Annotated in this window: 23 protein-coding genes; 13 read left to right on the top strand and 10 right to left on the bottom strand. The window is 44.3% G+C overall.

The annotated features are described in order from the left end of the window. Positions 1 to 95: 95 nt before the first annotated feature. The 7 genes from L0M98_RS06440 to L0M98_RS06410 form a co-directional block, all read right to left on the bottom strand. Positions 96 to 1,274: a FecR family protein gene (locus L0M98_RS06440; protein WP_227216602.1), complete on the bottom strand. Its 1,179-nt coding sequence runs from the start codon at positions 1,272 to 1,274 to the stop codon at positions 96 to 98. A 76-nt stretch (positions 1,275 to 1,350) separates the two neighbouring features. Next, complete coding sequence (locus L0M98_RS06435) at positions 1,351 to 1,911, bottom strand: RNA polymerase sigma-70 factor (protein WP_227216601.1); 561 nt, start codon at positions 1,909 to 1,911, stop codon at positions 1,351 to 1,353. A gap of 257 nt (positions 1,912 to 2,168) precedes the next feature. Continuing rightward, positions 2,169 to 3,275, bottom strand: coding sequence for a thioredoxin family protein (locus L0M98_RS06430; RefSeq protein ID WP_227216600.1), 1,107 nt, complete (start codon positions 3,273 to 3,275; stop codon positions 2,169 to 2,171). Positions 3,276 to 3,300: 25 nt separating this feature from the next. Next, entirely contained in the window at positions 3,301 to 3,828 is a 528-nt protein-coding gene (locus L0M98_RS06425) for a hypothetical protein (protein WP_099291581.1), read from the bottom strand. Positions 3,829 to 3,845: 17 nt separating this feature from the next. Further along, on the bottom strand, positions 3,846 to 5,270 hold the full coding sequence (locus L0M98_RS06420) for a RagB/SusD family nutrient uptake outer membrane protein (protein ID WP_227216599.1): 1,425 nt from the start codon (positions 5,268 to 5,270) through the stop codon (positions 3,846 to 3,848). Between the two features lie 17 nt (positions 5,271 to 5,287). Further along, positions 5,288 to 8,587, bottom strand: coding sequence for a SusC/RagA family TonB-linked outer membrane protein (locus L0M98_RS06415; protein ID WP_227216598.1), 3,300 nt, complete (start codon positions 8,585 to 8,587; stop codon positions 5,288 to 5,290). Between the two features lie 231 nt (positions 8,588 to 8,818). Next, positions 8,819 to 9,985, bottom strand: a complete 1,167-nt coding sequence (locus tag L0M98_RS06410) for a FecR family protein (RefSeq protein WP_227216597.1) — start codon at positions 9,983 to 9,985, stop codon at positions 8,819 to 8,821. 22 nt (positions 9,986 to 10,007) lie between these two features. Here L0M98_RS06410 and L0M98_RS06405 point away from each other — a divergent pair, with 22 nt between their 5' ends. Beyond that, positions 10,008 to 10,151 carry a hypothetical protein gene (locus L0M98_RS06405; RefSeq protein WP_237961674.1) on the top strand — a complete coding sequence of 48 codons (144 nt, stop codon included), beginning with the start codon at positions 10,008 to 10,010 and terminating at the stop codon, positions 10,149 to 10,151. Between the two features lie 204 nt (positions 10,152 to 10,355). Here the strand turns inward: L0M98_RS06405 and L0M98_RS06400 are convergent, their stop codons facing one another. Then, positions 10,356 to 10,901 carry an RNA polymerase sigma-70 factor gene (locus L0M98_RS06400; RefSeq protein ID WP_186976008.1) on the bottom strand — a complete coding sequence of 182 codons (546 nt, stop codon included), beginning with the start codon at positions 10,899 to 10,901 and terminating at the stop codon, positions 10,356 to 10,358. Positions 10,902 to 11,222: 321 nt separating this feature from the next. Between L0M98_RS06400 and L0M98_RS06395 the strand changes: the two genes are divergently transcribed. From L0M98_RS06395 to L0M98_RS06345, 11 genes are all read left to right on the top strand, one after another. Further along, positions 11,223 to 12,452 carry a sigma-54 interaction domain-containing protein gene (locus L0M98_RS06395; RefSeq protein WP_099291578.1) on the top strand — a complete coding sequence of 410 codons (1,230 nt, stop codon included), beginning with the start codon at positions 11,223 to 11,225 and terminating at the stop codon, positions 12,450 to 12,452. Positions 12,453 to 12,470: 18 nt separating this feature from the next. Continuing rightward, positions 12,471 to 13,559 (top strand): PDDEXK nuclease domain-containing protein, encoded by a 1,089-nt coding sequence (locus tag L0M98_RS06390; RefSeq protein WP_227216596.1) that lies wholly within the window; start codon positions 12,471 to 12,473, stop codon positions 13,557 to 13,559. A 93-nt stretch (positions 13,560 to 13,652) separates the two neighbouring features. Then, positions 13,653 to 14,171 (top strand): LptE family protein, encoded by a 519-nt coding sequence (locus tag L0M98_RS06385; RefSeq protein WP_099291577.1) that lies wholly within the window; start codon positions 13,653 to 13,655, stop codon positions 14,169 to 14,171. A 3-nt stretch (positions 14,172 to 14,174) separates the two neighbouring features. Further along, entirely contained in the window at positions 14,175 to 14,885 is a 711-nt protein-coding gene (locus L0M98_RS06380) for a hypothetical protein (RefSeq protein WP_186976011.1), read from the top strand. 1 nt (position 14,886) lies between these two features. Next, positions 14,887 to 15,243 (top strand): preprotein translocase subunit SecG, encoded by a 357-nt coding sequence (secG, locus tag L0M98_RS06375; RefSeq protein ID WP_099291575.1) that lies wholly within the window; start codon positions 14,887 to 14,889, stop codon positions 15,241 to 15,243. A 160-nt stretch (positions 15,244 to 15,403) separates the two neighbouring features. After that, positions 15,404 to 15,673: a co-chaperone GroES gene (locus L0M98_RS06370; RefSeq protein WP_099291574.1), complete on the top strand. Its 270-nt coding sequence runs from the start codon at positions 15,404 to 15,406 to the stop codon at positions 15,671 to 15,673. Between the two features lie 88 nt (positions 15,674 to 15,761). Beyond that, the gene (gene groL / locus L0M98_RS06365; RefSeq protein WP_186976012.1) at positions 15,762 to 17,396 is read left to right on the top strand and encodes a chaperonin GroEL; all 1,635 of its coding nucleotides are present in this window, start codon (positions 15,762 to 15,764) and stop codon (positions 17,394 to 17,396) included. Positions 17,397 to 17,498: 102 nt separating this feature from the next. Continuing rightward, positions 17,499 to 19,193 carry a Na/Pi cotransporter family protein gene (locus L0M98_RS06360; RefSeq protein WP_186976013.1) on the top strand — a complete coding sequence of 565 codons (1,695 nt, stop codon included), beginning with the start codon at positions 17,499 to 17,501 and terminating at the stop codon, positions 19,191 to 19,193. Between the two features lie 79 nt (positions 19,194 to 19,272). Continuing rightward, positions 19,273 to 20,829 (top strand): glycine--tRNA ligase, encoded by a 1,557-nt coding sequence (locus L0M98_RS06355; protein ID WP_227216595.1) that lies wholly within the window; start codon positions 19,273 to 19,275, stop codon positions 20,827 to 20,829. 148 nt (positions 20,830 to 20,977) lie between these two features. Continuing rightward, entirely contained in the window at positions 20,978 to 22,216 is a 1,239-nt protein-coding gene (locus L0M98_RS06350; protein WP_227216594.1) for a DcaP family trimeric outer membrane transporter, read from the top strand. Positions 22,217 to 22,343: 127 nt separating this feature from the next. Next, positions 22,344 to 23,273, top strand: coding sequence for a bifunctional riboflavin kinase/FAD synthetase (locus tag L0M98_RS06345; protein WP_186976016.1), 930 nt, complete (start codon positions 22,344 to 22,346; stop codon positions 23,271 to 23,273). A gap of 72 nt (positions 23,274 to 23,345) precedes the next feature. Here the strand turns inward: L0M98_RS06345 and L0M98_RS06340 are convergent, their stop codons facing one another. Further along, positions 23,346 to 23,618, bottom strand: coding sequence for a zinc ribbon domain-containing protein (locus L0M98_RS06340; RefSeq protein WP_186976017.1), 273 nt, complete (start codon positions 23,616 to 23,618; stop codon positions 23,346 to 23,348). A gap of 149 nt (positions 23,619 to 23,767) precedes the next feature. Here L0M98_RS06340 and L0M98_RS06335 point away from each other — a divergent pair, with 149 nt between their 5' ends. After that, a complete protein-coding gene (locus L0M98_RS06335; protein ID WP_099291568.1) occupies positions 23,768 to 24,817 on the top strand; it encodes a linear amide C-N hydrolase in 1,050 nt (349 codons plus the stop codon). A gap of 104 nt (positions 24,818 to 24,921) precedes the next feature. Here L0M98_RS06335 and L0M98_RS06330 read toward each other — a convergent pair whose 3' ends face one another. After that, a complete protein-coding gene (locus L0M98_RS06330) occupies positions 24,922 to 25,641 on the bottom strand; it encodes an MBL fold metallo-hydrolase (RefSeq protein WP_227216593.1) in 720 nt (239 codons plus the stop codon). Between the last annotated feature and the right edge of the window lie 16 nt (positions 25,642 to 25,657).

Raw genomic sequence — 25,657 nt, 5'->3', positions numbered from 1 at the left:
TTTCATACATTTGTACATTAGAGTAAAACAAATACCGGTTCATCCGGTAACGAAAGACGGGATAGTGCCAATATTCCGTCTTTCATCTTTTCAATTCATTTTTTGGTTATATATATCACATTGTCCTTGATATTAAATTTCACACTTCCGGTTACTTCCAACATCTCCACTAACTTATTAAACCCGTCATAACGTCGCACATTTCCAGAGAAACTAACCTCCCGGCACCAATCGTCCACGAACACCACTTTCACGTCATACCACCTCTCCACGATATTCATAATATCTTCCAGACGTTGTTTACGGAACACGAAATTCCCGTCCTTCCAAGCCGTGTAAGGATACACGTCCACTTTTCCCTTGCTGATACCTTTTTCACCTATCACACCTTGATCTCCCGGTGTAAGCTCCACGCTCTTTCCTTGTTTCGAGGTCAATAACACCTTACCCGACACCAATGTTGTCAATTGTTGTTTTTCCTCCTTGTACGAACGGGCGTTAAACTGTGTACCCAGCACCCTTATCTCGCCCTCTTCCATCTCCACCACGAAAGGCATTCCCTCGTTTTTCTCCACCTCGAAATAAGCCTCTCCCGACAGATACACCCGCCGTTCTTCCCCCGTGAATTTCACCGGGTAACGCAATCGGGAAGCGGAATTCACGTAAACCACCGTACCATCCTGCAACTTAACCTTAAACTCTCCGCCTCTCGGGACTTTCAAGGTATTATACGCTAATTCTTCCTTCCCCGCACTCTCTCCCTGATAAGAAATCCCTTGCCCATCCTTCAAAATATCCACGCCATTCTCGTTCGTCAACGAATCCTGTAAATTTACTCCCAGCAACAATCTTTCTCCCCCGGCTAATTCCAATTCCGCTTTCATCTCTCCCGGCTTTATTTCCACCACGTTCTCCACCTTCGCGACAATCGTTTTCTCCTTCTTCCCTAGAAAATGGAAAGCCACCCCCACGCACAACAGCGGTAACACGATCCCCGCGGCATACTTCATCACTTTTACCATCGGGAACAATCGCCTTCCGCCCGTGGCCTTATTCACCCGCTCCCAAGCGGCACGTTTATTTAATTCCCGAACCGCCTCTCTCCGACGTGAACGCTCTCTTCCCGCACGCAATCGTTCATACACCTCCCTATTTTTCTCGTTTTCCCGAATCCACCCCTCCAATCGCACCTTCTCCTCGGGAGTAATCTCCCCTTGCAGGTCGCTCGCAATTAACCGGGGAATATCTTCTATATATTCGTTCAAATCTTTCATTTCTTCAATTTTACACACCTATTACAATTCACATCCCATCCGGGGTGAAAAGAAAAATAAAAAAAGAATGATTTTTTTATTGATTCAATAAAACGACCAGCATACCTATATCCGCGATATTCTGTTTCAAGCGTTTATAAGCAATCTTTTTTTGTGTCTTCACCGTGTTTTCCGACACGCCCAACAATCGCGCTATCTCCTCGTTATCCTTCCCTTGCATAGCCAGCACAAAAATCTCCCTACATCTAGGTGGTAAATCCTGTTCCGTCTGAGCCAGAATACGCTCCGTCTCCTCCTCAATCACGTAATTGATAAAACAAACTCGCGAATCCAGTTCATTTACCATAGCGGCGGCATATTCATTTTTAATCCGCTCATGCTTCAAATAATTTAAAGCATTATTACGGCATACTTGATAAAGAAAAGATTTTAAATGAACCGTCGACGCTATACTTTCCCGGTTATTCCACAACGAGATAAAAGCCTCTTGCACGCAATCCTCGCAAACGGCAACATCTTCCACGAAACGATAGACAAACAAGCACAAACTATCATAGAAAACATCAAAGACCTGCTGGTACACCTTCCGGTCTCCAGACACTAATCCTTGTATCTCTATTGAAGTTTCCAACTTCATACTCACACCATTTAATTCATATCTCGAATTTGACAAAGATACGAAAAAAATAAAACGAGGGTATGTCAAAACACACCTCTCGTCTATAAAGTTCATAAAGTCGAGCCTTCGGCTCCTAAATTCTATAAAATCAGTTATTTAATAATATATTAATATTCAGTATCATAACACTCCAATTACCTGTACATTTGACCTTACGAACTTATGGACTTTTAGACCTTATGAACGAGAGGGTGTGTTTTGACACACCCCCGTTTTTATCTCTTTTTCATCTGATCCAACAGGGAAATCCCCACGTTGGCAAAATTCGTCAGTGAATGTTTTAATTGAGACATTTGCACCTGCTCAGCCAATTGTCTGGTTAAAGCCTCCAATTCCTTTTTCTGCTTCTTATCCCACTTCTCGCCAAGCGACGTGATCGGGTTAAAATACAAATAAGAAATTTTCTCATCCGACATCTTGGGGAACATCTCCTTACACAACCGTAAAGTTTCATCCGTATCTTCCGCCATCACGGCTTTTATCAATGCAATATACCCGTTCAAGTGTTCCTGTCCCGTCAAGTGGTAAGATTCCAACAACTTTTCGGCATCCTCCACATCGGCAAGAGTCGCATTGCGATTCCGCCCGCGGAGAATATCTTCCAGTTGCATTTCAAACAATCCCGCCACGGCAGCATCCACCTTCTCAACACCCACACCTTGCCGAAATTTCTCCACGTGCTTCAACAAATACACCATATTTCCCGAACCCACGGGCGACAACTCCCTGTTCTCGTAAATAAACCAATAAGGAGCCGAACACTTCTCGTCATCGTCCAAAGAAACCAATACTTCCTGAGCAATCCCTTTCGCTTTCTCCACGTCACGAGCCTGCACCAGAGCCTCGATATACTTCATCAAGAAATCCATATCGCGATTACCATTCATGTACCGGACTTCCAATTTTCCGATAGAATTTTCATCCAATCCCTCCTGCACCTTCTTCAAGAACTCCTCTCCGGTTCCGGTACCGCCAATAACCCGGTGCAACAAACTTCCGTCCGTTTTCAACATCAAAAACGTCGGGTAAGACGTCACCCTGAACTTCTTCGCAATATCCCGTCCTTCCCCTTTCTCCATATCAAACTTCACGCACACGAAATGTTCATTCATATAAGCCCCGACCTCCTCTAACGGCAAAATCTTTTCCGCCATCATCTTACAAGGTCCGCACCACGAAGTATAGCAATCTACAAAAACATATTTATCTTCCGTCTTCGCCTTCTCCAATGCCTTCTCCAACGTCAAATTTTGAAAATTCGTCTGTGCAAACACGGATATAAGCACGAACATACTGACGAACGACAACAATAACTTTCTCATATTAAAACCTTTATACATGATACAATCACCATCCTATCTTTATCCGTCCGGCAGAAATTCCCAATTCCTGAGTCCCTTTATGAAGCACTTTAAAATCCTCATTCTCCACCAACTTGAAATTCAACACCTTTCTAGGATAAGTCGTGGGCGAAGTTATGATTATCGGAATCCGCATCTCCAAGGAATCCGCCGGAATCGTATAATATTCCTCCATCACCGGATCATCAAAAGCGATATAATCCACCCCGGGGACAGCCTCCTCTGCCACGTAACTAATATCCTCGTAAGTATATTGCTTCAACGTGATCTTCCGGGGACCTTTCCCGTAATTTCCACCCACGCCCACTTTGAAATACACCGTATCTTTCGTTTTACTACCCGAGGGAAGATTAATCGTCGTATTATAATCATACAACGAGTCTACTGCCGTCATCCCGGACATTCTCATGAAAAAGATATAACTCTCCGTTCTCTCGTAAGGCTCCACGAGTTCCTCCGAACAAGAAGCCACGACAACCATGCCAATCAAAAAAACTATTATAAATGCTTTCATAACCTTCTATTTTTTAATTAAAACTCCTTCGGGGGCAATGGCAACACGTATTGCTGTATATCGCAATCATCACTATCCTCCGGCTGATTAAACATTCGCTTCACCTCGTTACGCTTATAGGTAAAGAAATTTTGCCCCTCCGCCATCAACTCCTTGATAAACTCACGCGTCACCCGCTCCTTGCGATCGCCCTCCGTGAGAGGCACGTATGTCATCTTCCGGGCAGTACAGAACTCCTCGAAAGCGGCATTCGCCTCGGTCAATGTCCCACACTCCATAATCGTCAGGTACATCTCCGACAACCGGACAACAGGCATATTCGTCGCTTCTGCCCTCGTGTCGGGACGCATACACTCGTACTTGCGACAAGTCACGTTAAACGGGGGTCTTCTTGTAGAATAAAGCCATACCTGAAAACGTAAATCACTCGTGTTATTATCATACAACTCCAAAAACGAGAAAGCCATATTCGTCATCTCGACTTTCACATTCGTCCCACCAAAAGAACTCTTGTTATAGTCAAAAACCTCTGAAACATCCACCCCGCACAAATGCTCCGGGTACATCGTCCCGTCCCAAGCCCCATCACCGAAACTACTGAAAAGCGCCTGATCGCCCAACTTGAATTTAGGAGTACCATCCGTGTTCACCGCCTCTTTCACCATTTTCGCGTAACGCAAAGCCTCTTCTTTATCACCGTACCACAAGCGAGCCCGGGATTGCAACCCCAGAACACCGTAATAATTAAAATGACATTGACGCTTCAACCATTTCGTACTTCCGTTAGTCGTATTATTTGCGGGAAAATTCAAAATCGGGTCTGACTTCTTCAACAAAGCCTCCGCCTCGTTCAAATCCGCGAACAACTTCTCCATGTACTCGTCATACGTGTGATAAGTGTATTTCGAGGTAGAATACTCCGTGACATACGGCAAATACGTTTTCGTCCGGTCGACCTTCGTGGGCATCGGTCCCCACAAACGAATCAAATCCAAATGAACGCAAGCGCGAATCGCCAGAGCCTCCCCCTTCACGATATTATACACCTCTTCGCTTAACAACTCTTTATTCTGCTCCATCCCGTTAATCAAGGGCGTAGCGTTAGAAATAATCTTGTACAAACCCATGAAGGCACCATCAAACATACTGCCCACGAATTCATTATTTATGTTATAAATATGCTTGTTAAGATCATTCCCCATGTTCGACCACGTGGCGGCCAACCCCTCTGCGAAACCGGCTCCACCCATAATCCCGCCCGGATTATATACCGACGTCTTCATTAATATATACGTCCCGTTCAAAGCCTGCTCTACCCCCGCATCCGTCGTGTAGAGATGATCGGCAACAATCGTCGTTTTAGGTTGTACGGTCAACCAATCCGTGCACGCGCCGGAAATCAATCCCAACGCCATCCACAATATGTAAAAACTCTTTTTCATTTTATCTATCATTAAAATTAGAAAGAACAAGAAATTGAAAAATTCGGGTTCCGGGAGAACGGGTAATCGATACCCCTTTCCCGCTTAATCGTCGAGATATAGAATATATCCGACAAATTAGCGCTAACGGTCAAAGACTCCATCCCCAAGTACTTCTTCGTGAAAACCTTCGGGAACTGGTAACCGACATTGATATTCGTGCATTGCAACACGTTATCCCGCTGCACGAACATATCACACACGTTCGTGTAATCCCGATAAGGACTCGGGTCCATTTTCGTGAACAACGCGTAATCCCCAGGTTTTTCCCAACAACCGTTCAGGATTCGCCGGTCAAGATTATAAAGGAAATCCGCGTTCTCCGTTCTCGCCAACAAAGTCGAGTTAAACTGTTTTCCTCCCAAGCGAACCGCGAACCCCACGTTCAACGTGATACCCTTATAAAGCAATGACGTGGAAATCGTCCCGTTCACCTTGGGTTGACTCTCCCCGAGATACACCATATCCACCATCCTCTGGCGCAATGTCACCTGCCCGTCGTGCGTCAAATATAACCGCTTCCCGGTCAACGGATCCACACCAATCGTACGCAACCCGTATATCGCGTCCATCGAACGTCCCTCCTGATACTTGTAAAAAGTTTCATGCCCGCTCATCTTCTGGTTATCGTACTGCAATTGAGCCTCTCTATAAGTATCCGACAATTTAACCACCGTGTTGATATTACGGGAAAAACGCCCCGTCACGTTCCATGTGAACTCGCGCTCCAAATCCCGAATAATATTCGCCGTCACGTTCAACTCGTACCCCTCGTTACGAATCACCCCGATATTCGCCTTACACATTTCCACCCCGTGAGAAATAGGCAACATCATCTCCGACACCGTGTTATTCGTCCTCTTGGTATAATAATTAAACTGGAATTGCAACAAGTCATTCCACAACCCCAAATCCACGCCCACGTTCCACTGGTGCGTATTCTGCCACTTCAATTCGGGATTCCCGAACGTCTGCAAATAAGCCCCCATCCCGGATAAATACGAAACATTCGTTTCCAACTTATACGTTGCCAACGCCTCCTCCGGGGAAAATCCCATGTTACCGGACACCCCGTAAGAACCGCGGAGCTTCAGATTATTAATCACGTTCGAACACCCGTACATAAACCGCTCGTTAGTCACCGTCCAACCGCCACCCACGGAAAAGAAAGGCGCGTAACGACTCTCTTTACCAAAAGAAGAAGACCCGTCGACCCGAATACTGGCATCCAAGAAAAAGCGCATATCATAATAGTAGTTACCGGAGAAAAGCAACCCGATACGGCGAGTCGTCGTTTCGCTCCCGCCGGGCATACCTTCTGCCGGGTAACTCAACGCCATGGAAGGATGACTCACGGCATCATTCATAAAACCGACTGCCGCCCAATTCACGGCATCCGACTTCCTCTCTTCCATCTCCCCGGAGAGATTAAGCGTCACCATATGCTTCTCCGCGAAAGTATTCGTGTAATCAACCCCTAAACGCACCTGCCAACGATCGTCTTTCTTGTCCATACGGTAATTCGACCCCTTTTGGTCGATTTCCTTTCCAGCGAACGACTCGTGAGAAGGAGGCGTGTAAGTATTCCTCGTGTCCAATTGACGGGTCAACCCCAAGGAACCAACCAAATAAAAATTCTCCTTGAAATTATAGCGCAACGAAAACGTATTCCGGATATTCGTGTACTCAGCCTTATTCCAACGCCCTACGCTGGCGTCGTATATCGGGTTTTGCACACCAAGTCCGTCGCTACTCATCTTTAAAGGATGACTATAATCGTACACCGGCGTGCCGTCCTCGTTGTACGGATTCCAATACCGGTTCATCTGCGCGTATTCGGAGAACGACCCATAAGGAGAATCCGAATTCGTGTTTACCCCGACAGAAAGCACCTCGTCCACCGTAAACTTATCCGAAGTGTACGTGATATGCAACGACCCGTTAAAATTATTACGCTCCGAACCTTTCATGACACCTATTTTCTCGTCATACGACAAACTGGCCGCAAACTTCCAAATCTCGTCGCCCCCCATGATCGTCAGCACGTGATTTTGCCCCACGCCATTCCGCGTCGGCACCTTCAACCAATCGTAATTCTCCCCGTTATCCACGGCCGCCCGGATTCCCTTGTAAGCGTCCGTTTCCTTGTAATCATCCCAAACGCCGATCTTCTCTTCCAATTCCAACTTTTCCCTGCCACTCAGACGATCGTAAGTACTCAAATCCACGAGCTCCAACCGCAACGATCCCCGGTATTTCACCGTGACCTTCCCCGGTATCGGCTTCGCCGAAGTAATCACGATCACCCCGTTCGCCCCGCGCGAACCGTAAAGTGCCGTCGCACTGGCATCCTTCAACACCGTAATATTCTCCACGTCATCATCGTTCAAGTCCATCACGCGCTGCAAAGAAACCTCGAAACCATCCAAGATAAACAACGGCAAATTCAACTCGGCACGGGAACTACTCTGCACGTCCCGGATATCTACCAGCGTGGCAGGTCCCCGCAACTGAATTTCCGGCAAAGCGTTCGGGTTCGAACCCGCATTATTATTTTGCAAAATTCGTATACTCGGGTCTAAAATAGACAATGTTTGCACTAAATTTCTCGAGTAAGTCGCTCGAAACTCTTCCTTCGACACGGAAGTCACAGCACCGGTGAAACTCTCCTTCGGCTTATTAAAAATACCTGTCACCACCACTTCATCCACCGTCTGCAAATCTTCTTTCATCACCACCGTCAACGGCTTCATCCCGTCCTTCACGAACACATTGTGCCGTTTGAATCCCACGAAAGAGAAGATCAATTCCAGACTATCCCGCTTCGGCAAATCAAAATCGAACTCACCCTTGGCATTCGTCACGAAACCGATAGTTGTTCCTTTCACGCGGATTGTCACCCCCGGTAAAATTTCCCCTTTCTCATCTTTCACGATTCCCTTCACGGTAATCTTGGCAATTGAATCCGTAACCGCCGTGTACACCGGTTGAATCACGATCGTGTTGTCCACCAAACGATACGTCAACCCGGAACCTTTCAAACAAGCGTCCAGAACCACCTTGATATCAGCTTCCGTGTACTGCAAATTCAAGTTTTTGATTTGTGCCACTTGATGATCTCTATACAGGAAAGTAAAATTCGTTGAATTTTCCAACACTTTCACCACATCCTCGAAGGATGCATCCTGTAAATGAATCGTCACTCTAGCCTCTTGGCTATAAACACTCGCTGACAAATGCAGCGTCGATACAAACAGAAGTAAGACTACAAATTTCATAATCAAGCATGTTTTTAGCAACCTTTCACGCCAGGAAAGGTCATGCATTTCATTTTTTTTCATACATTTGTAAACGTTTAATGAAACAATTTCCGGTTCGTCCGGTTTCAAAAGGCGGGATACGGCCAATATCCCGTCTTTTTTATTTCTCTCTGTAAACTCTTTTTCCAATCGTTCTACACCTCCATGACACTTCAAAAAGAAAAAGGAGGTATGTCAAATATCATTTTTTTATTTTTCCCGGATAAAAATATTATTCCCCTTAATCTCGAATTCCGTGTTCCCCGTCATTTCCAACATCTCCACGACTTTAGAAAAGTCGTCATAACGACGCATTTTTCCGGTAAAAGTAACTTCTTTTTGAGAAGCATTCTCCCAAAAAATGTTCACGTTATACCAACGGGAAACAATATTCATAATCTCCTCCAACCGTTGTTGCTTGAAGGCAAACACGCCCTCCTTCCACGCCGTGTACAAATAAGTATCCACCTCCCGCGTCTCCAACTCACCCGATTTATCCAGTACGGCCTGTTCTCCCGGCTTCAACACGACAGATTCCTTCCCGACAGAGAACGCCACGGAACCATGTACCAAGGTTGTCAATATCTCCCCCTCGTCTTTGTACGCCCGAACGTCAAACCCGGTACCCAAGACTTTCACGGCAGAAGTTTTCAAATCCACGACAAACGGGTGTTCCCCGTCAGTCGTCACCTCGAAATAGGCCTCCCCGGACAGGTAAACCCGCCGTTCTCCTCCCGCGAATTTCACGGGATAACGTAATTCCGATTCGGAATTCAAATACACCACCGTACCGTCACACAACGTGATTGAATACTCCCCGCCGCGGGGAACCCGCAACGTATTATACCGTACCTCTACATCAGAAGAATCCCCCACGTAACTGACTCCCTGTTCCCGAATGACAACATTCGCGCCTTGCTGCAAAAGCAAAGAATCCGTAACGTTCGTGCTCAATATTTTGGTGGTCCCGTCAGCCAGAATTAATTCCGCTTTCACCTCCCCGTGTCGGATAACTTCTGCCACTTGTTCCGGAACGACATCTTTCTTCTCTTCGTTACCCAACCAGAAGACAACAGCGCATAGCGGTATCAACATCCCGGCTGCCACGGTAGATATCCTCCGGATTCGTCGTACCCGAACATTACGTTTCCTCTTCCGCAGAACTTCCATGTACCCCTCCACGACATCCACCCGTGCCGTTTCCCGGCATTTACGCTCTATATACCCGGCATTCACCACTTCCCCGTAAAGACGCTCGTTTGCCTCATCCGCCTCTCTCCATGCCTGCAAAGCCTCCCTCTCGTCTTCACTCAACGTGCCCGAGATGGCTTTTGCCAACAAACCGGGAATTTTCTCGTGTATTCTATCGTTTTTCATATTTAAACTCGTTTACACTTGTATGACACTTCAAAAAGAAAAAGGAGGTATGCCGCCTTCAAAAAAAATCACGCCCATGACCTACCCGTATCATACCTATAACCTGCACGAAAACAGGGATAATCCCGTATCAATTCCGGTTCACTTCTGTGTAAAACGCTATTAGTTCCCTATTAAAACGCTATTAAAACCCTATACTATAATAGCGTTTTAATAGCTTATCAAAAACTTACTAATAATATTTCAAGCGGAAGTGAACCGGAATTAATACAGGATTCATACTCGATTTATATAGGTCACTGGTAGAACAATACCTTGACATCCCATTGTAAAATACAAGATGACATTACCCGAGATATCAAAAAATACCTTATAAACAGAAAAACATGAAAAGATTACCCAATCGTTCTTTTAATACCCGACGGGCATTTTGTTTCTGCTTCTTCACCGTTTCTATCGTGATTCCCAGTTCATCCGCGATTTCTTTGGCGGAATAACCTTGTATTGCACGTGAAAAGACATTCCGACTACCGGGAGGAAGTTCTTCAACGATACTCATCACGATACGGAAAGTTTCCTCCTTTATATACTCGTTCATCTCGACAACATCCATTTCTTCCGTAAATGAACGAGTCGCATCATGACGAATCTTTTCCGCCCGTAAATGATTAAAACATTTAAAACGCACCATCTGATAGAGATAGGCGGAGAGATTTTCAACACCGCGCAATTTCTCGCGAGTTTCCCAAACCTTCACGAAAACGTCCTGCACAATATCTTGGGCAGCCTCTTCCCGTTCAACATATTTTATTGCAAATGAGATTAATGACGGATAATAATCAACAAACAGAGCTTGAAAAACATTCTCATCCCCCCCGATTAAACGACCGATATCTATAGGTGGTTCCTCTATCATAAAACCAACGTTTGTTGATATTAATAAAATTAAACACTACGCATTTTCACGACTGAAACACAAATTGATAATCAACGTCTTATCATTCAACATAAATCCAGTGCTAGAAATAATAGAACTATAATAAAACGTTCGATTATAGCTACAAATATATGGAAATAATTTGCATAACAGAAATCCCGTTTTCAAATTTATTCCCATTTCTATGCTATTTTGTCAGTTTAATCTGCTAATTTTGCAGATGAACAATTCATGGATGGGGGATTCACGCTTTACCGTTCGGCGGCGTAAATCACAAATCTTTAATTATTTAAATGGGATATGGAGGATATCAGGAATATCAAACAACGTTTTGAAATTATCGGTAATGACGCGAAACTAAATCGGGCGATAGAGAAAGCTGTACAAGTAGCACCCACGGACTTCACGGTACTGATTTCCGGGGAAAGTGGGGTAGGAAAAGAAATATTCCCGCGAATTATTCACAGTTACAGTACCCGCAAGCATGAACAGTATATTGCCGTCAATTGTGGCGGAATCCCGGAAGGGACGATTGATTCCGAGTTATTCGGTCACGAGAAGGGTTCGTTTACCGGAGCTTTAGCCGACCGGAAAGGATATTTCGAGGTAAGTAACGGGGGAACCATTTTTCTGGATGAGGTAGGAGAATTACCCCTTTCCACGCAAGCGAAATTACTGCGCGTACTGGAAACCGGAGAATTTATCCGCGTGGGATCGTCCAAAGTACAAAAAACAAACGTACGAGTGATAGCTGCCACAAACGTGGATCTCCCGACGGCGGTGAAAAACGGGAAATTCAGGGAAGACTTGTATTACCGGATCAACACGATTCCTATTCCCATCCCTCCCTTAAGGGATAGAAAAGAAGATATTTCTTTGCTTTTCAGGAAATTTGCCGCCGACTTCGCGGAGAAATACCGGATGCCCCCGGTAAGACTGACAGAAGATGCCGTGCAAGTGCTTGAAAACTATCGTTGGCCGGGTAACGTACGGGAACTGAAAAATATCACGGAACAAATCTCTATCCTCGAGCAGGAGAGATCGGTGGATGCCCTGACGTTAAAAGGGTATCTTCCGGCACACAACAATAGCCTTCCGGCTTTAACATCCATCCCGGAAAGCGACCATAGTTTTGCCAATGAACGGGAAATCTTGTACAAGATTCTTTTTGACATGAAAAAGGATATGAATGATTTGAAACATCTGGTGTACGATATTATGCAAAAAGAGCATATCACGCCGGAGCCGGAACCCCCGACCTCGATCGTGTTACGCGAGCTTTACGAAACACCTCAATCAGAGTTTCTTGCCCCACAACCGCCAAAATCTTTCTCGGCAGAGAAGGAAAGACATATAGAGGACACGGAAGCCGTTATTGAAGAATCGTTATCCCTTGAAGAGAAAGAGAAAGAAATGATTATCAAAGCTTTGGAAAAGAACCACGGCAAACGAAAACTGGCAGCACAAGATTTGGGGATATCGGAAAGAACGCTGTACAGGAAATTGAAGGAATATAATATTGACAATTGAAAATGAGAAGATGCCCCCATGAAAGATGATTCTATTAACGCGATAGACAGCGAATATATAGAGTGGTTAAAAGCCATCAAACAGCAAATTCGTTCCACGAAGATACGAATGATAAAAACAGCCAATACAGAGTTAATACACTTTTATTGGCAGTTAGGACAAATGATTTCTCTAAAACTGAAAGAACAGAACTGGGGGGACAAAGTTATAAACAAACTTTCAGCAGACTTACGCAATGAGTTTCCTGATATGCAAGGCTTTTCTCGTCAGAATCTATATTATAGTAAGAATTTCTACGAGTTCTATGCAGAACAAATACATATTTTGCCCAATAATCCAATTGTCCCCCAAGCTGAGGGACAATTACAAGCAGCTAATAATTATGACATTATCTTCAACATACCTTGGGGACATCAAAAGGTAATAATTAGCAAAGCCCAAAACATAGAAGAAGCGTTGTTCTACGCACACCAAATCCTGTCTAATAATTGGAGCAGAAGTGTTTTGGAGAATCAATTCAAGCAACAATTCTACAAACATTACGGGCAAGGACAGACAAATTTTTCACAGACGTTACCAGCCCTAACGGCAGATATGGCTCAAGAAGTTGTTAAAGACCCATATTGGTTTGATTTTGTGTCCGTATCACAAAAAGCACGAGAAAGAGATATTGAAAAACAGCTTGTTACTCACATTACCCAATTTCTTCTCGAATTAGGTAAAGGATTTGCATTTGTAGGAGAGCAATATTGTTTGAATCTAAATAACAAGGAATACTTCTGTGACCTTCTGTTCTATCATATTCCTTTAAAAGCTTATGTCGTTATAGAACTTAAGAATGGAAGCTTCAAGCCGGAACATTTGGGACAGCTAAACTTCTATCAAAACCTAATCAATAACTCGCTAAAAGGAGAATATGATAACCCGACTATTGGAATGTTACTTTGTCGGGATAAGGATAGGATTGAAGTTGAATATGCTTTGCAAAATATATCTTCACCAATTGGAGTTAGTGAGTTTAATGTTAAGGAGCTACTTCCTGAAAACTTGAAAAGTAAATTACCAACAATTGAAGAAGTTGAAGAAGAACTTAACAAGATTCTATAAAATTTAAAATCTAAAATTAACAAGAGGTGGTTTCTAATTTTATTATCTTTGTCGAAACGATAGATTTACTCATAGTTCATTATTAAGAATCAGATGATTAAAAGAATTTTACCTATATTATTATTAGCCGTGACGTTCAGCGGGTGCAAGTTGTCAAGCGTGAAATACGCTTTCTCGGGAGTATCTCTGACCAACGGGGAGAAGACTTTCTCGGTGGATTATTTTTCGAATAAAACACCTTTTGCACCGAACTTGGGTTCTGATTTCACGGAGGCATTGAAAAAATACTTGAGGGACCGCACCAGTCTGACGGAAGTGACAGACAACAACGGGGATATCCGGTTCGAGGGACAAATCACGGGCTTCACACAACGCCCGGTGGATATCCAACGGGATGAAGTGGCAGCACAGAACCGCCTCACGATCACCATCCGGGTGAAATACACGAACACGAAAGACGAAACAGGCAAATCCGATTTCGACAGTAGTTTCTCGCATTACGAGGATTACGGGATAGACGTGAATTACGACGCGGCGGAACCGGAATTAATAAAGAATATCACGGACAAGATTATCGAAGACGTGTTTAACAAAGCACTTGTAAACTGGTAGAATTTGAACACGGAAGAATTAATAGATATTATACGTTCCGGACGTAACGAAGGAGAGCTTATCGGGGAGGTTGAATCACTGATAGAGCAATACCCTTATTTCTCAACGGCACGTGTCGTGTACTTGAAAATGTTACATGACACGGGACACCCGGCATACCCGGAGAAATTACGTCAAAACACCATTTTCATCCCGGATCACAAACAATTCTACCGTTACCTGAATAACCTGTTGTCCCTTGAGAGTACTTCGCACGAGCAAGTTTACCAGCAGGAACCCGTCGCCATTGAACTTCTCGAAGATCGGGAAGAAGAGAAAAAAACTCGTTTACCGATGCCGTATTACCAGCTGGAAAATGAATTTCCAGAAGAAAAAATGTTATCACTTGACGAGCTCGCGAACGAGTGGTTGACCAAAAAGAAGCAAAAAGAGGAGCGACGGGACACGTTGATCGAGAAATTTATTGAAACGGAACCTTCTATCGCCAAATTCACGGGCGAAAGCGCGTCTTCTCCCGAGATCACGGCAACTGACACGGATTCGACAACAGAATTTTTCTCGGAAACATTGGCTAAAATATACATCCGTCAGCAATTATATGACAAGGCTATCGCAACTTATTCGAAATTAAGTTTGAAATATCCGGAAAAAAGTGTTTACTTTGCGAGTCAGATTGAAAAAATAAAAGAGAACTTAAATAATAATACGAATTAATATGTACTTAGTTGTTTCTATTTTGATCTTTATTGTTTGCGCTTTATTAATATTGATCGTATTGGTGCAAAACTCAAAAGGCGGTGGTTTATCTTCAACCTTTGCTTCTTCAAATCAAATCATGGGTGTAAGAAAAACAACCGATTTCCTTGAAAAAGCAACATGGACACTAGCCGGCGCTATGCTCGTTTTATGTATCGTGGCTGCCATGGTGATCCCGAGAGGTCAACAAGGAGGGAAACAATCGGCGATTCAAGAACAATTGAACCAATCGGCACCGACTCAAAGTGTTCCTGATTTCGGCGCACCGGTTAGCACGACTCCAGTGGATGACAACAGCGGAGATACCCAAGAATAACTAGAAGATTCTATATTTTATATTATAAACAAAAAAAATGTCAGTATGTCAGTCATACTGACATTTTTTTGTTTGGCACGGAATGTGTACCGTCAATGACGTATTTGATTTTAAAAATAGAGATAATTTCAATTAATAATAAACTTTTAAATTAAGAATTATGGCACTTAAGACAGTTCTTAACAAAATTATTGTAGAGCCGGTAGAGGCAGAAACTAAAACCGCTTCAGGAATCATCATCCCTGATTCCGCGAAAGAAAAACCACAAAAAGGCGTCGTAGTTGCAACCGGAAACGGAAAGCATGACGAACCGATGGAAATCAAGGTAGGCGATACCGTTTTATTCGGAAAATATTCAGGCACGGAAGCCACGATTGACGACAAGAAGTACTTGATCATGAATCAATCCGACATTCTAGTGGTTCTATAACAATTGAAAATGGAGAATTGAAAATTGAAAATGAATTACACACTATCGATTTTCAATTTAAAATCTAAAATCTAAAATTAAAAAGGTTATGGCAAAAGAGATAAAATTTAATGTTGAAGCCCGCGATTTATTGAAGAAGGGTGTTGACGAGTTGGCAAACGCTGTAAAAGTGACACTCGGTCCCAAAGGACGTAACGTGGTTATCGAGAAAAAATTCGGTGCGCCGCATATCACGAAAGACGGTGTTTCCGTAGCAAAAGAAATCGAATTATCTGACCCGTACGCCAACATCGGCGCTCAAATGGTGAAAGAAGTGGCTTCCAAAACAGGTGACGATGCCGGTGACGGTACCACTACCGCTACCATTTTGGCTCAATCCATCATCAACGTGGGATTGAAGAACGTTACCGCCGGGGCTAACCCGATGGATTTGAAGAGAGGTATCGACAAAGCCGTTGCCGAAGTGGTGAAGAACTTGGAAAGCCAAAAAGAAGAAGTAGGAGAAAACTACGATAAGATTCGTCAAGTGGCACGTATCTCTGCCAACGGGGATGACAATATCGGTGCTTTGATTGCCGAGGCTATGGAAAGAGTAACGAAAGAAGGTGTTATCACGGTAGAAGAAGCCAAAGGAACTGAAACAGAAGTGAAAGTGGTTGAAGGTATGCAATTCGACCGCGGATATATCTCCCCGTATTTCGTGACCGACACGGAAAAGATGAACGCTGAATTCGAGAAACCGTACATCTTGCTTTACGATAAGAAAGTTTCCACGATGAAAGAATTGTTACCTGTTCTTGAGCCTATCGCTCAAGCCGGACGTGCATTGATTATCATCGCTGAAGACGTGGAAAGCGAAGCGCTGGCTACTTTGGTTGTAAACCGCTTGAGAGGTTCGTTGAAGATAGCGGCAGTGAAAGCCCCGGGATTCGGTGACCGCAGAAAAGAGATGCTGGAAGACATTGCCATCTTGACAGGCGGTGTTGTGATCTCCGAGGAGAAAGGTTTGAAGTTGGAAACTGCCACTTTGGACATGCTGGGATGTGCCGACAAAGTAACCATCGATAAAGAAAACACCACTATCGTGAACGGTTGCGGTTCCAAAGAAGCTATCGCAGAACGTGTAAACCAAATCAAGAAATTGATCGAACATTCTACTTCTGATTACGATAAAGAAAAACTGCAAGAGAGATTGGCTAAATTAGCCGGAGGAGTTGCCGTTCTTTACGTGGGTGCCGCTTCCGAAATCGAAATGAAAGAGAAGAAAGACCGCATCGACGATGCTTTGAGCGCAACGCGTGCCGCTATCGAGGAAGGTATCATCCCCGGAGGTGGAGTCGCATACATCCGCGCTATCCCCGCTCTTGAAAAGTTGAAAGGCGAAAATGAAGACGAAGCTACCGGTATCGAGATCGTGAAACGCGCTATCGAGGAACCGCTTCGCCAAATTGCCGCTAACGCCGGAGTAGAGGGAGCCGTGGTTGTGAACAAAGTAAGAGAAGGTAAGAAAGATTTCGGTTACAACGCGCGTACCGATGTTTACGAGCACTTGATGAAGACCGGGGTAATCGACCCGAAGAAAGTGGCTCGCGTAGCTTTGGAAAATGCCGCTTCTATCGCCGGAATGTTCCTGACGACCGAATGTGTATTAGTCGAGGAAAAACAGGAAAATCCCGCACCCGCTATGCCGCCGATGGGTGGAGGGATGCCGGGTATGATGTAATACCGACAATTAAAATAAAAAAAAGCTCCCGTATGGGGGCTTTTTTTATTTAGATTGTTATACCTTTACGTCGCAAATTCTATTTATTACAAATAACTGTTTATGAATTACACGATTCTCGATTTCTTGCAATTGATCGGATCATTGGGTGTGTTCCTCTTTGGAATGAAGATGATGAGTGAGGCCTTGCAAAAGGTAGCGGGTAACAAAATGAGAACCATCCTCGCCGCAATGACATCCAATCGCGTGAAAGGTGTTATCACCGGTCTTCTAATTACCACAATCATTCAAAGTTCGTCAGCGACCACGGTAATGGTCGTCAGTTTCGTGAACGCCGGGTTACTTGACCTTGTCGGTTCCATCGGGGTTATCATGGGAGCTAACGTGGGAACCACGTTCACGGCATGGTTGATTTCCATCCTCGGCTTCAAAGTCAGCATGGTAAGCCTGTCGCTTCCCCTGATCGGTCTGAGTTTACCGCTTCTGTTCTCGGCAAAGCGGATGCGAAAGAGCTGGGGTGAATTAATCATCGGTTTCGGTCTTTTGTTTATCGGGTTGAACTTCTTGCAGGAGAATATGCCGAACATACACGAGAATCCCGAAATTCTGGATTTCCTGCATAATTACACGGACATGGGATACGGTTCCTACATCTTGTTTATGCTGATAGGAACAGCCTTAACGATACTGATACAATCTTCTTCCGCCACGATGGCATTGACGCTGGTCATGTGTGCCAACGGATGGATCGGGTTTGATATCGCCGCATCCATGGTGTTGGGTGAAAACATAGGAACCACTATCACGGCAAATCTTGCCGCCATGGTTGCCAACACAACAGCGAAAAGAGCCGCGTTCGCGCATTTCCTGTTTAACGTGTTCGGGGTATTATGGGTACTGGCCATATTCCCGATATTTCTTGGTTGGGTGGCAAAACTCAGTATAAGTCTGGGTATCGGTAACCCGTTCACGGACGTGGGTTCCGTGCCGGTTGCCTTATCATTATTCCATACTTGTTTTAATGTCGCTAACGTGTTCTTACTGATTTGGTTCACGAAAGTGATTGCCCGGCTGGTTACCCGGATGATTAAATCAAAAGAATCGGCAGACGATGCATTCACGCTGAAACACATTAAAATCGGGTTGCTTTCTACCCCGGACGCTTCTCTATTCCAAGCGAAACAAGAGATTTCACATTATGCCAAGAACACGTTGGACATGTATCGCCAAGTGGTGGAAATCATGCACACGCCGACAAAAGAGTTCGAGAAGAAATTCAACCGCATCGACAAACTGGAAGACGAGAGCGACGTGGTGGAAGTGGAAATCGCCGATTACCTGACCAAGGTTTCCGAGTCGAAGCTCTCCACGGAGAACTCCCAACGGGTACGTGCCATGTTCAAGATCGTATCGGAAATTGAAAGTATCGCAGATTCCTCGTTGAACGTGGCAAAGGCTGTCGGTCGCCGGAATGAACAGAATATAGAATTTCCCGACTTTCTTGACGAGAAATTACGCCACATGATGGCTATCGTGGACGAAGCTCTCGTTGTCATGTGCGCCAACCTTGCCATTGAATACAAGGAGGTAAAAGCAAAAAAAGCTTACGAGGTGGAGCAAACGATCAATGATTACCGTACCATCCTGCAACAGGAACACTTGACGGCTATCGAGGAGAAGAAATATAATTACGCGACAGGTATCGTTTACAGTGACATATTCTTCGAATGTGAAAAAATCGGAGATTACGCTATCAACGTGACCGAAGCGATAAAAGAAATTGGAGTAGACAATTAATTTACGATTTCAGATTACAGATTTACGATTACAAACGCAAACTGAATCTAAAATTTAAAATCATAAATCTAAAATTAAAATGGCACAAGAGGATATTTTCAAAAAGCTGGTAGCACACTGTAAAGAATACGGGTACGTGTTCCAGTCATCAGAGATATATGACGGGTTAGCTGCCGTGTACGATTACGGTCAGTACGGGGTGGAATTGAAGAATAATATCAAGAAATACTGGTGGGACTCCATGGTACTCCTGCACGAGAATGTCGTGGGACTGGATTCCGCTATTTTTATGCACCCGAGCATCTGGAAGGCTTCCGGACACGTGGATGCATTTAACGATCCGTTGATTGACAATAAAGATTCCAAGAAGAGATATCGTGCCGACGTGTTGCTCGAAGACCATATCGCCAAATACGAGGATAAGGTCGAGAAAGACGTGGCAAAGGCCAAGAAAAGATTCGGGGAGAAATTCGACGAAACGTTATATCGCCAAACAAATCCCCAAGTGCTGGAGAATATCCGAAAAAAAGAGGAACTCACGGCAAGAATGGCAAAGGCGTTGAACGATAACGACCTGACGGAAGTGCGTCAGATTATCATCGACAATAAGATTGTATGCCCTATATCCGGTACCTGCAATTGGACGGAAGTACGCCAGTTCAACTTGATGTTCTCGACCGAGATGGGTTCCACGGCAGAAGGTGCCAGCAAGATTTACCTGCGCCCGGAAACCGCACAGGGTATTTTCGTGAACTTTCTGAATGTTCAGAAGACAGGACGGATGAAGGTTCCTTTCGGTATCGCTCAAATCGGTAAAGCGTTCCGCAACGAAATCGTGGCTCGCCAATTTATTTTCCGTATGCGCGAGTTCGAGCAAATGGAGATGCAATTCTTTGTACGTCCCGGTTCGGAATTGGAGTGGTTCAAGAAATGGAAAGAAACCCGCATGAGCTGGCATCAGGCTCTCGGCTTCGGGGCTGAAAACTATCGTTTCCACGATCACGAGAAATTGGCTCACTACGCGAATGCCGCCACGGACATCGAATATAAATTCCCGTTCGGGTTCAAGGAAGTAGAAGGTATCCATTCCCGCACGGACTTTGACCTGAAACGACATCAAGAATTCTCCGGCAAAAAATTACAATATTTTGATCCGGAATTGAACGAGTCATACGTGCCGTACGTGGTAGAAACATCTATCGGGGTAGACCGTATGTTCCTGCAAATCCTTTCCGCCGCGTACAAGGAGGAGGAGATCGTGAAAGAAGACGGTTCAAAGGATGCGCGTGTCGTGTTGAAATTGCCGCCCGCCTTGGCACCGGTCAAACTTGCCATTATGCCATTAGTGAAAAAAGACGGACTACCGGAGAAAGCGGAAGAAATCATGAAATTATTACGTCTTGATTTCAGATGCCAATACGATGAAAAGGATTCTATCGGTAAGCGTTACCGTCGGCAGGATGCTATCGGAACCCCGTTCTGTATCACGGTTGACCATCAAACACTGGAAGACAATGCCGTGACCATACGTTATCGTGATACGATGGAACAGGAACGCGTGGCTATCGACCAATTATATGACATTTTGAAGAAGAAGACCGACTTGCGGGAAATCCTGAAAGAGGTCAAAATATAATTCGATGAGGGCGTGTTTTGACACGCCCTCTAGTCCATAAAGTCTTAAAGTCCATAAGGTCGTAAGGTCAAATCACTGAATTACCTGAACTTTTACTATCCTCCCTCGTATATAGTGTTACTAAATTAACCAACTAATTTGTAGCACTATGAAAAAATTGACATTGCTATTGTTGATTGCTATCTCTTGTGGAATCTACACGGGAGCACGAGCGCAAGTCAACGTGACTTCCGTGTCGGCAAAAAATGATGCGGATAACTTTTACAAAATGATGAAAGAAGCTTTTCCGCTATCCTTTAACGATCCCGCTTCCCCGAGATTTGTGTTTTTCAACAAGGATAAAAACTTCGTATTCGGCGTGGGAGGGTTTGTACAGGTGCAGGGGATTTACGATTTTAACGGAGTTCCCAATGACAATTACTTCGAAACGAACTCTATCGCCCTGAAAGGTCATCAATCCGGCGGACGTTACGGTATCGACGTGGGACAGTCCCGGTTATTTTTCAAACTGGTAGGCGATACCGAAGTCGGCAGACTGGTTACTTACATGGAAATGGAGTTCGAAGGCTCACAAAACGCTCCTATCCTAAGACAGGCTTTCATTAAGTTCAAAGGCTTCACTATTGGTAAGACATGGAGTACTTTCTGTGACATTTCCGCGGGTCCTGCCACAATCGACGAGGAAGGCCCGACCAGTGAAGTTGCCTTACGTCAACCGCAAATCCGGTACACGCGGGATTTCAACGAGCATTGGCAAGCCTCTTTAGCCCTTGAATACGTGGAACCGTCTTACACGGAAGGAGAATTCACGGATTACATTCATCAAAGGATTCCCGACATCCCGCTTAACGTGAGATACAGTTTCAAAAACGGCAGTCACTTGCAAGCCGGAGCGGTATTAAGAAACATGTATTACAAGGATGAAATCAAGGACAAAGACCAAATCGTAACGGGCTGGGGCGCCTCTTTAAGTGGAATCTGGCAGTTCTCGGAAAGCACGTCTTTCTGTTTCCAAGGTGTTTGCGGTAAAGGTATTTCCAATTATATACAGGATATATCCGGTATAGGTCTTGACCTCGTACCCAGTGCCACCGCCGAGGGAAAATTGAAAGCATCCTGCGCGTGGGGAGCCTATGGAGGTTTCTCTCACAAATGGAATGAAGAGCTTTCTTCCAACATCATGTACAGTTACGCCCGTGTAGAGGAACGGTTCGGCATGCCGACCACCTCATACAAATACGCTCAATACGCCGCCGCCAATCTATTCTGGGATTTCAGCGAATACGGTTCATGCGGTATTGAATATGTCTTCGGACGCCGTAACGACTTCAACAAAGACTACGGTAACGCAAGTCGTATCAACACGATGATACAGTATCGCTTCTAAAGTAGCGGGTTCATAAAGTTCATAAGGTTTATAAAGTTCATAAAGTTTATAAACCTTATGAATTTTATAGACTCCATTATTCGGTTATTTATATTACTTTCGCGTCAAATTGTTCAACCCATTTGAAATGAAAGTTCACCACGGAGTCGAAGGTATTAATATCAAGAACCCGGTTGTCACTATCGGTAGTTTTGACGGAGTGCATTTAGGACACGCCCGCGTGATTCAACACTTGAAAGAGAAAGCTGACCGTATCGGCGGAGAGTCCGTTATTATCAGTTTTGAACCTCACCCACGGGAAGTGTTGTATCCTCTGGAAAAGAAACCGGGTATACTGACAACTCTCGAGGAGAAAATTGCCATACTGGAACAATACGGGGTAGACCATTTGATTATCTTGAAATTCACACTCGAATTTTCCCAACAACCTTATCAAGATTTCGTGAAAAATATTCTGGTGGACAAGATTCATATCAAAGGCCTTGTCGTGGGATACGACCACCGGTTCGGGAAGAATCGGGCGGGGAATTTCGAAAGCCTGCAGGAATTATCCTTGAAATACGGTTTCTTTCTGGAACGGGAAGTTGTATTCGAGGAGAATGACGTGAATGTCAGTTCCACGAAAATACGAAACGCTTTGGCAGTTGGCGATATCAACACGGTAAACCGTTTTCTCGGTTACCCCTACTCCATTACCGGGAAAGTCGTGGACGGACGCAAATTAGGGCGGGAAATAGGTTTCCCAACAGCAAACGTGCAAATCCCGGAAGAAAGAAAATTACTCCCCGCGATAGGCGTTTATGCCGTAGAAGTTTTCATCGGGGAACAGGTTTTCCATGGGATGTTAAATATCGGGATACGCCCGACGGTGAGTAAAGAAGGCATCGTTTCCCACGAGGTTCATATTTTCGACTTCAACCAAAATATCTACAACCGGACTATCACGATAAAACTGATTACCCGCCTTCGGGGAGAACGAAAATTCGAAGATATAAAGGAGCTTCGGGAACAATTGGAAAAAGACAAGACCGAGGCTATCAGATTGTTTCAGAAATAAAAATCCTTTTGATTCCTTGACTGGCGGTTCAATGATTCGGGAAAATCATTGAACCGTCAATTAAAGTACCATTCAGTTTTTCCATCGTTTCAACGTGGGGAAAAATTTCCTCATCTCGGCTCTGGCCTCTTCTCTCGTGAACGGACGCTCCACATCTTTATTGAATTCATCTAAAAATTCAAGATTATGGTCTATCATCTCATTCATGGTATAATTGCCCGTGAAAGCCCCGTCTTGATAACAATATGTACAATACTCGGTATTCATACTACCGTCATCATTAGTACCGAATTGCTCCTCTGCCATCATGGGCATACCGCAACTCTGACAAATTTTATTCTTCATAATATTTGATGTTTAGATTCTAATATGACAAATATATCGAATTTCTACCAAATAAAGATTCACTCTATCAGCGAATAATATTTGATTTTCATATAATTTTAAGAAACTTGTCAAACGTAATTTCCGTTTAACACATAAAACATTAAAGTATGAAGAGGAAAACATTATTTATCGCAACATTATTACTGGCAGGAACGCTGGTATCGTATACCGATGCATGTACCCGAGTGGTATATATCGGACAAAACGGCATGGTCGTAACAGGCAGGACTATGGACTGGAAAGAAGATTTAAAGTCAAATATTTACGTGTTTCCCAGAGGGATTGAGAGAGCGGGAGCCGACAAAGGGAACACGATGCATTGGAAATCAAAATACGGTAGTGTCATCACCGCCGGATATGATATCGGTACTTCCGACGGGATGAACGAGAAAGGATTGGTTGCCAACCTCCTGTATCTGGCTGAATCCGATTACTACCGTCCGAATGATACTCGTCCGGTAATGGGAATCAGTATATGGACACAATACGTGTTGGACAATTTCGCCACGGTAGACGAGGCGGTAAACGAATTGCGCAAGGAAACTTTCCGCATCGACGCACCGGATATGCCGAACGGAGCCAAATCAACATTACATCTTGCTATCTCGGATGCCTCGGGTAACAGTGCCATTTTTGAATACATCAAAGGCAAACTGGTCATACACGAGGGGAAAGAATACCAAGTAATGACAAACTCTCCTTCCTATGAACAGCAAATCACGTTGAACAATTACTGGAAGCAAATCGGCGGTCTGGTGATGCTACCGGGCACGAACCGTGCAGCCGACCGTTTTGTCAGGGCTTCCTTTTACATCAATGCTATCCCGCAAACAGACAAACAACAGGAAGCCGTGGCTGGAGTATTCAGTGTTATCCGGAATGTATCAGTTCCTCTCGGGATTTCAACTCCCGATCAACCGAATATTTCCTCCACGCGTTGGAGAACTGTTTCAGACCAAAAGAATAAGGTTTACTTCTTTGAATCTACAATAACCCCGAATGTATTCTGGCTTGACTTGAAAGGTCTGGATTTCACGGAAGGAGCACCGGTAAAGAAACTGAACTTGGCAAACGGAGAAGTTTACGCCGGAAATGCTGATAAACATATGGTTACAAGTCCCTCGTTCAAATTTCTGTTCGAAGCGATTTATAATTAAAAAGAGGCTGTGCTAAAAGTGAAGTTGAAGTGAACCCTAAAAGTTAGACAAAAAACTTTTAGGGTTCACTTCAAAATGGCTTTTGACACAGCCTCTTATTAACCTTATTGTAATTGCCGGATGCGAACATCAATCTTAGTGTCCTTCAAGTTTTTTTGTAATTCTTCCACGTAAGTATTGCCGTAGTGGTAAGGATAGAGCACTTTCGGGTTTACCATTCGGGCAGCTTTGTCCGCCTGCGCGACGGTCATCGTGTAAGGCTGATTTACCGGTAAAAAGGCAATTTCTATATCTTTCAATCTCTTCAATTCGGGAATATCTTCCGTATCTCCCGCAACATAAATTCTCGTGCCGCCTAAGGTTAGGACATAACCGTTATCCCGGTCTTTCGGGTGATACATTTCTCTTCCGGGTGTCGTGTTATAAGCAGGTACAGCCTCCACTTTCAACCAAGGAGTCACTTGTATCTGATCTCCATTTTTCATGACATCTCCTTTACCCAACTTCTCTCGGCCAGAAGCGTTAATCACGATTCTGGTATCTTTCTTCTCCACGTCCGCTATGGCTTTCGGGTCCAAATGGTCAGCATGTTCATGGGTAATCAATATCACGTCCGCCTTGGGCAAAGTGCTGTAATCCGCATAGTCGGAAACCGGATCTACATAGATGATCTTCCCGTCAAACTCAAACATCAGACTACCATGTTTTATAAAAGTAATCTTCAAAGACTTCCCGTCTTTCGTCACGAACGAATCGGATTCGAATTTCTGCGCTATACTTGTCATACCTGCAATCAATAAAAGAATCGTGAATAATGTTTTCATATTGTTCAAGTTAGTT

It is taken from the genome of Butyricimonas sp. DFI.6.44 (genome assembly GCF_022132345.1).
Classification (GTDB): domain Bacteria; phylum Bacteroidota; class Bacteroidia; order Bacteroidales; family Marinifilaceae; genus Butyricimonas; species Butyricimonas muris.
This window is presented reverse-complemented; position numbering and strand designations above follow the sequence as displayed.

Coding starts and splice junctions, on each gene's coding strand:
- L0M98_RS06420 (WP_227216599.1), bottom strand. CDS start 5,270: ATGAAAAAGAGTTTTTACATATTGTGGATGGCGTTGGGATTGATTTCC.
- L0M98_RS06400 (WP_186976008.1), bottom strand. CDS start 10,901: ATGATAGAGGAACCACCTATAGATATCGGTCGTTTAATCGGGGGGGAT.
- L0M98_RS06335 (WP_099291568.1), top strand. CDS start 23,768: ATGAAGAGGAAAACATTATTTATCGCAACATTATTACTGGCAGGAACG.
- L0M98_RS06410 (WP_227216597.1), bottom strand. CDS start 9,985: ATGAAAAACGATAGAATACACGAGAAAATTCCCGGTTTGTTGGCAAAA.
- L0M98_RS06415 (WP_227216598.1), bottom strand. CDS start 8,587: ATGAAATTTGTAGTCTTACTTCTGTTTGTATCGACGCTGCATTTGTCA.
- L0M98_RS06370 (WP_099291574.1), top strand. CDS start 15,404: ATGGCACTTAAGACAGTTCTTAACAAAATTATTGTAGAGCCGGTAGAG.
- L0M98_RS06425 (WP_099291581.1), bottom strand. CDS start 3,828: ATGAAAGCATTTATAATAGTTTTTTTGATTGGCATGGTTGTCGTGGCT.
- L0M98_RS06350 (WP_227216594.1), top strand. CDS start 20,978: ATGAAAAAATTGACATTGCTATTGTTGATTGCTATCTCTTGTGGAATC.
- L0M98_RS06440 (WP_227216602.1), bottom strand. CDS start 1,274: ATGAAAGATTTGAACGAATATATAGAAGATATTCCCCGGTTAATTGCG.
- secG (WP_099291575.1), top strand. CDS start 14,887: ATGTACTTAGTTGTTTCTATTTTGATCTTTATTGTTTGCGCTTTATTA.
- L0M98_RS06435 (WP_227216601.1), bottom strand. CDS start 1,911: ATGAAGTTGGAAACTTCAATAGAGATACAAGGATTAGTGTCTGGAGAC.
- L0M98_RS06360 (WP_186976013.1), top strand. CDS start 17,499: ATGAATTACACGATTCTCGATTTCTTGCAATTGATCGGATCATTGGGT.
- L0M98_RS06390 (WP_227216596.1), top strand. CDS start 12,471: ATGAAAGATGATTCTATTAACGCGATAGACAGCGAATATATAGAGTGG.
- groL (WP_186976012.1), top strand. CDS start 15,762: ATGGCAAAAGAGATAAAATTTAATGTTGAAGCCCGCGATTTATTGAAG.
- L0M98_RS06395 (WP_099291578.1), top strand. CDS start 11,223: ATGGAGGATATCAGGAATATCAAACAACGTTTTGAAATTATCGGTAAT.
- L0M98_RS06355 (WP_227216595.1), top strand. CDS start 19,273: ATGGCACAAGAGGATATTTTCAAAAAGCTGGTAGCACACTGTAAAGAA.
- L0M98_RS06330 (WP_227216593.1), bottom strand. CDS start 25,641: ATGAAAACATTATTCACGATTCTTTTATTGATTGCAGGTATGACAAGT.
- L0M98_RS06430 (WP_227216600.1), bottom strand. CDS start 3,275: ATGAGAAAGTTATTGTTGTCGTTCGTCAGTATGTTCGTGCTTATATCC.
- L0M98_RS06385 (WP_099291577.1), top strand. CDS start 13,653: ATGATTAAAAGAATTTTACCTATATTATTATTAGCCGTGACGTTCAGC.
- L0M98_RS06405 (WP_237961674.1), top strand. CDS start 10,008: ATGACACTTCAAAAAGAAAAAGGAGGTATGCCGCCTTCAAAAAAAATC.
- L0M98_RS06340 (WP_186976017.1), bottom strand. CDS start 23,618: ATGAAGAATAAAATTTGTCAGAGTTGCGGTATGCCCATGATGGCAGAG.
- L0M98_RS06345 (WP_186976016.1), top strand. CDS start 22,344: ATGAAAGTTCACCACGGAGTCGAAGGTATTAATATCAAGAACCCGGTT.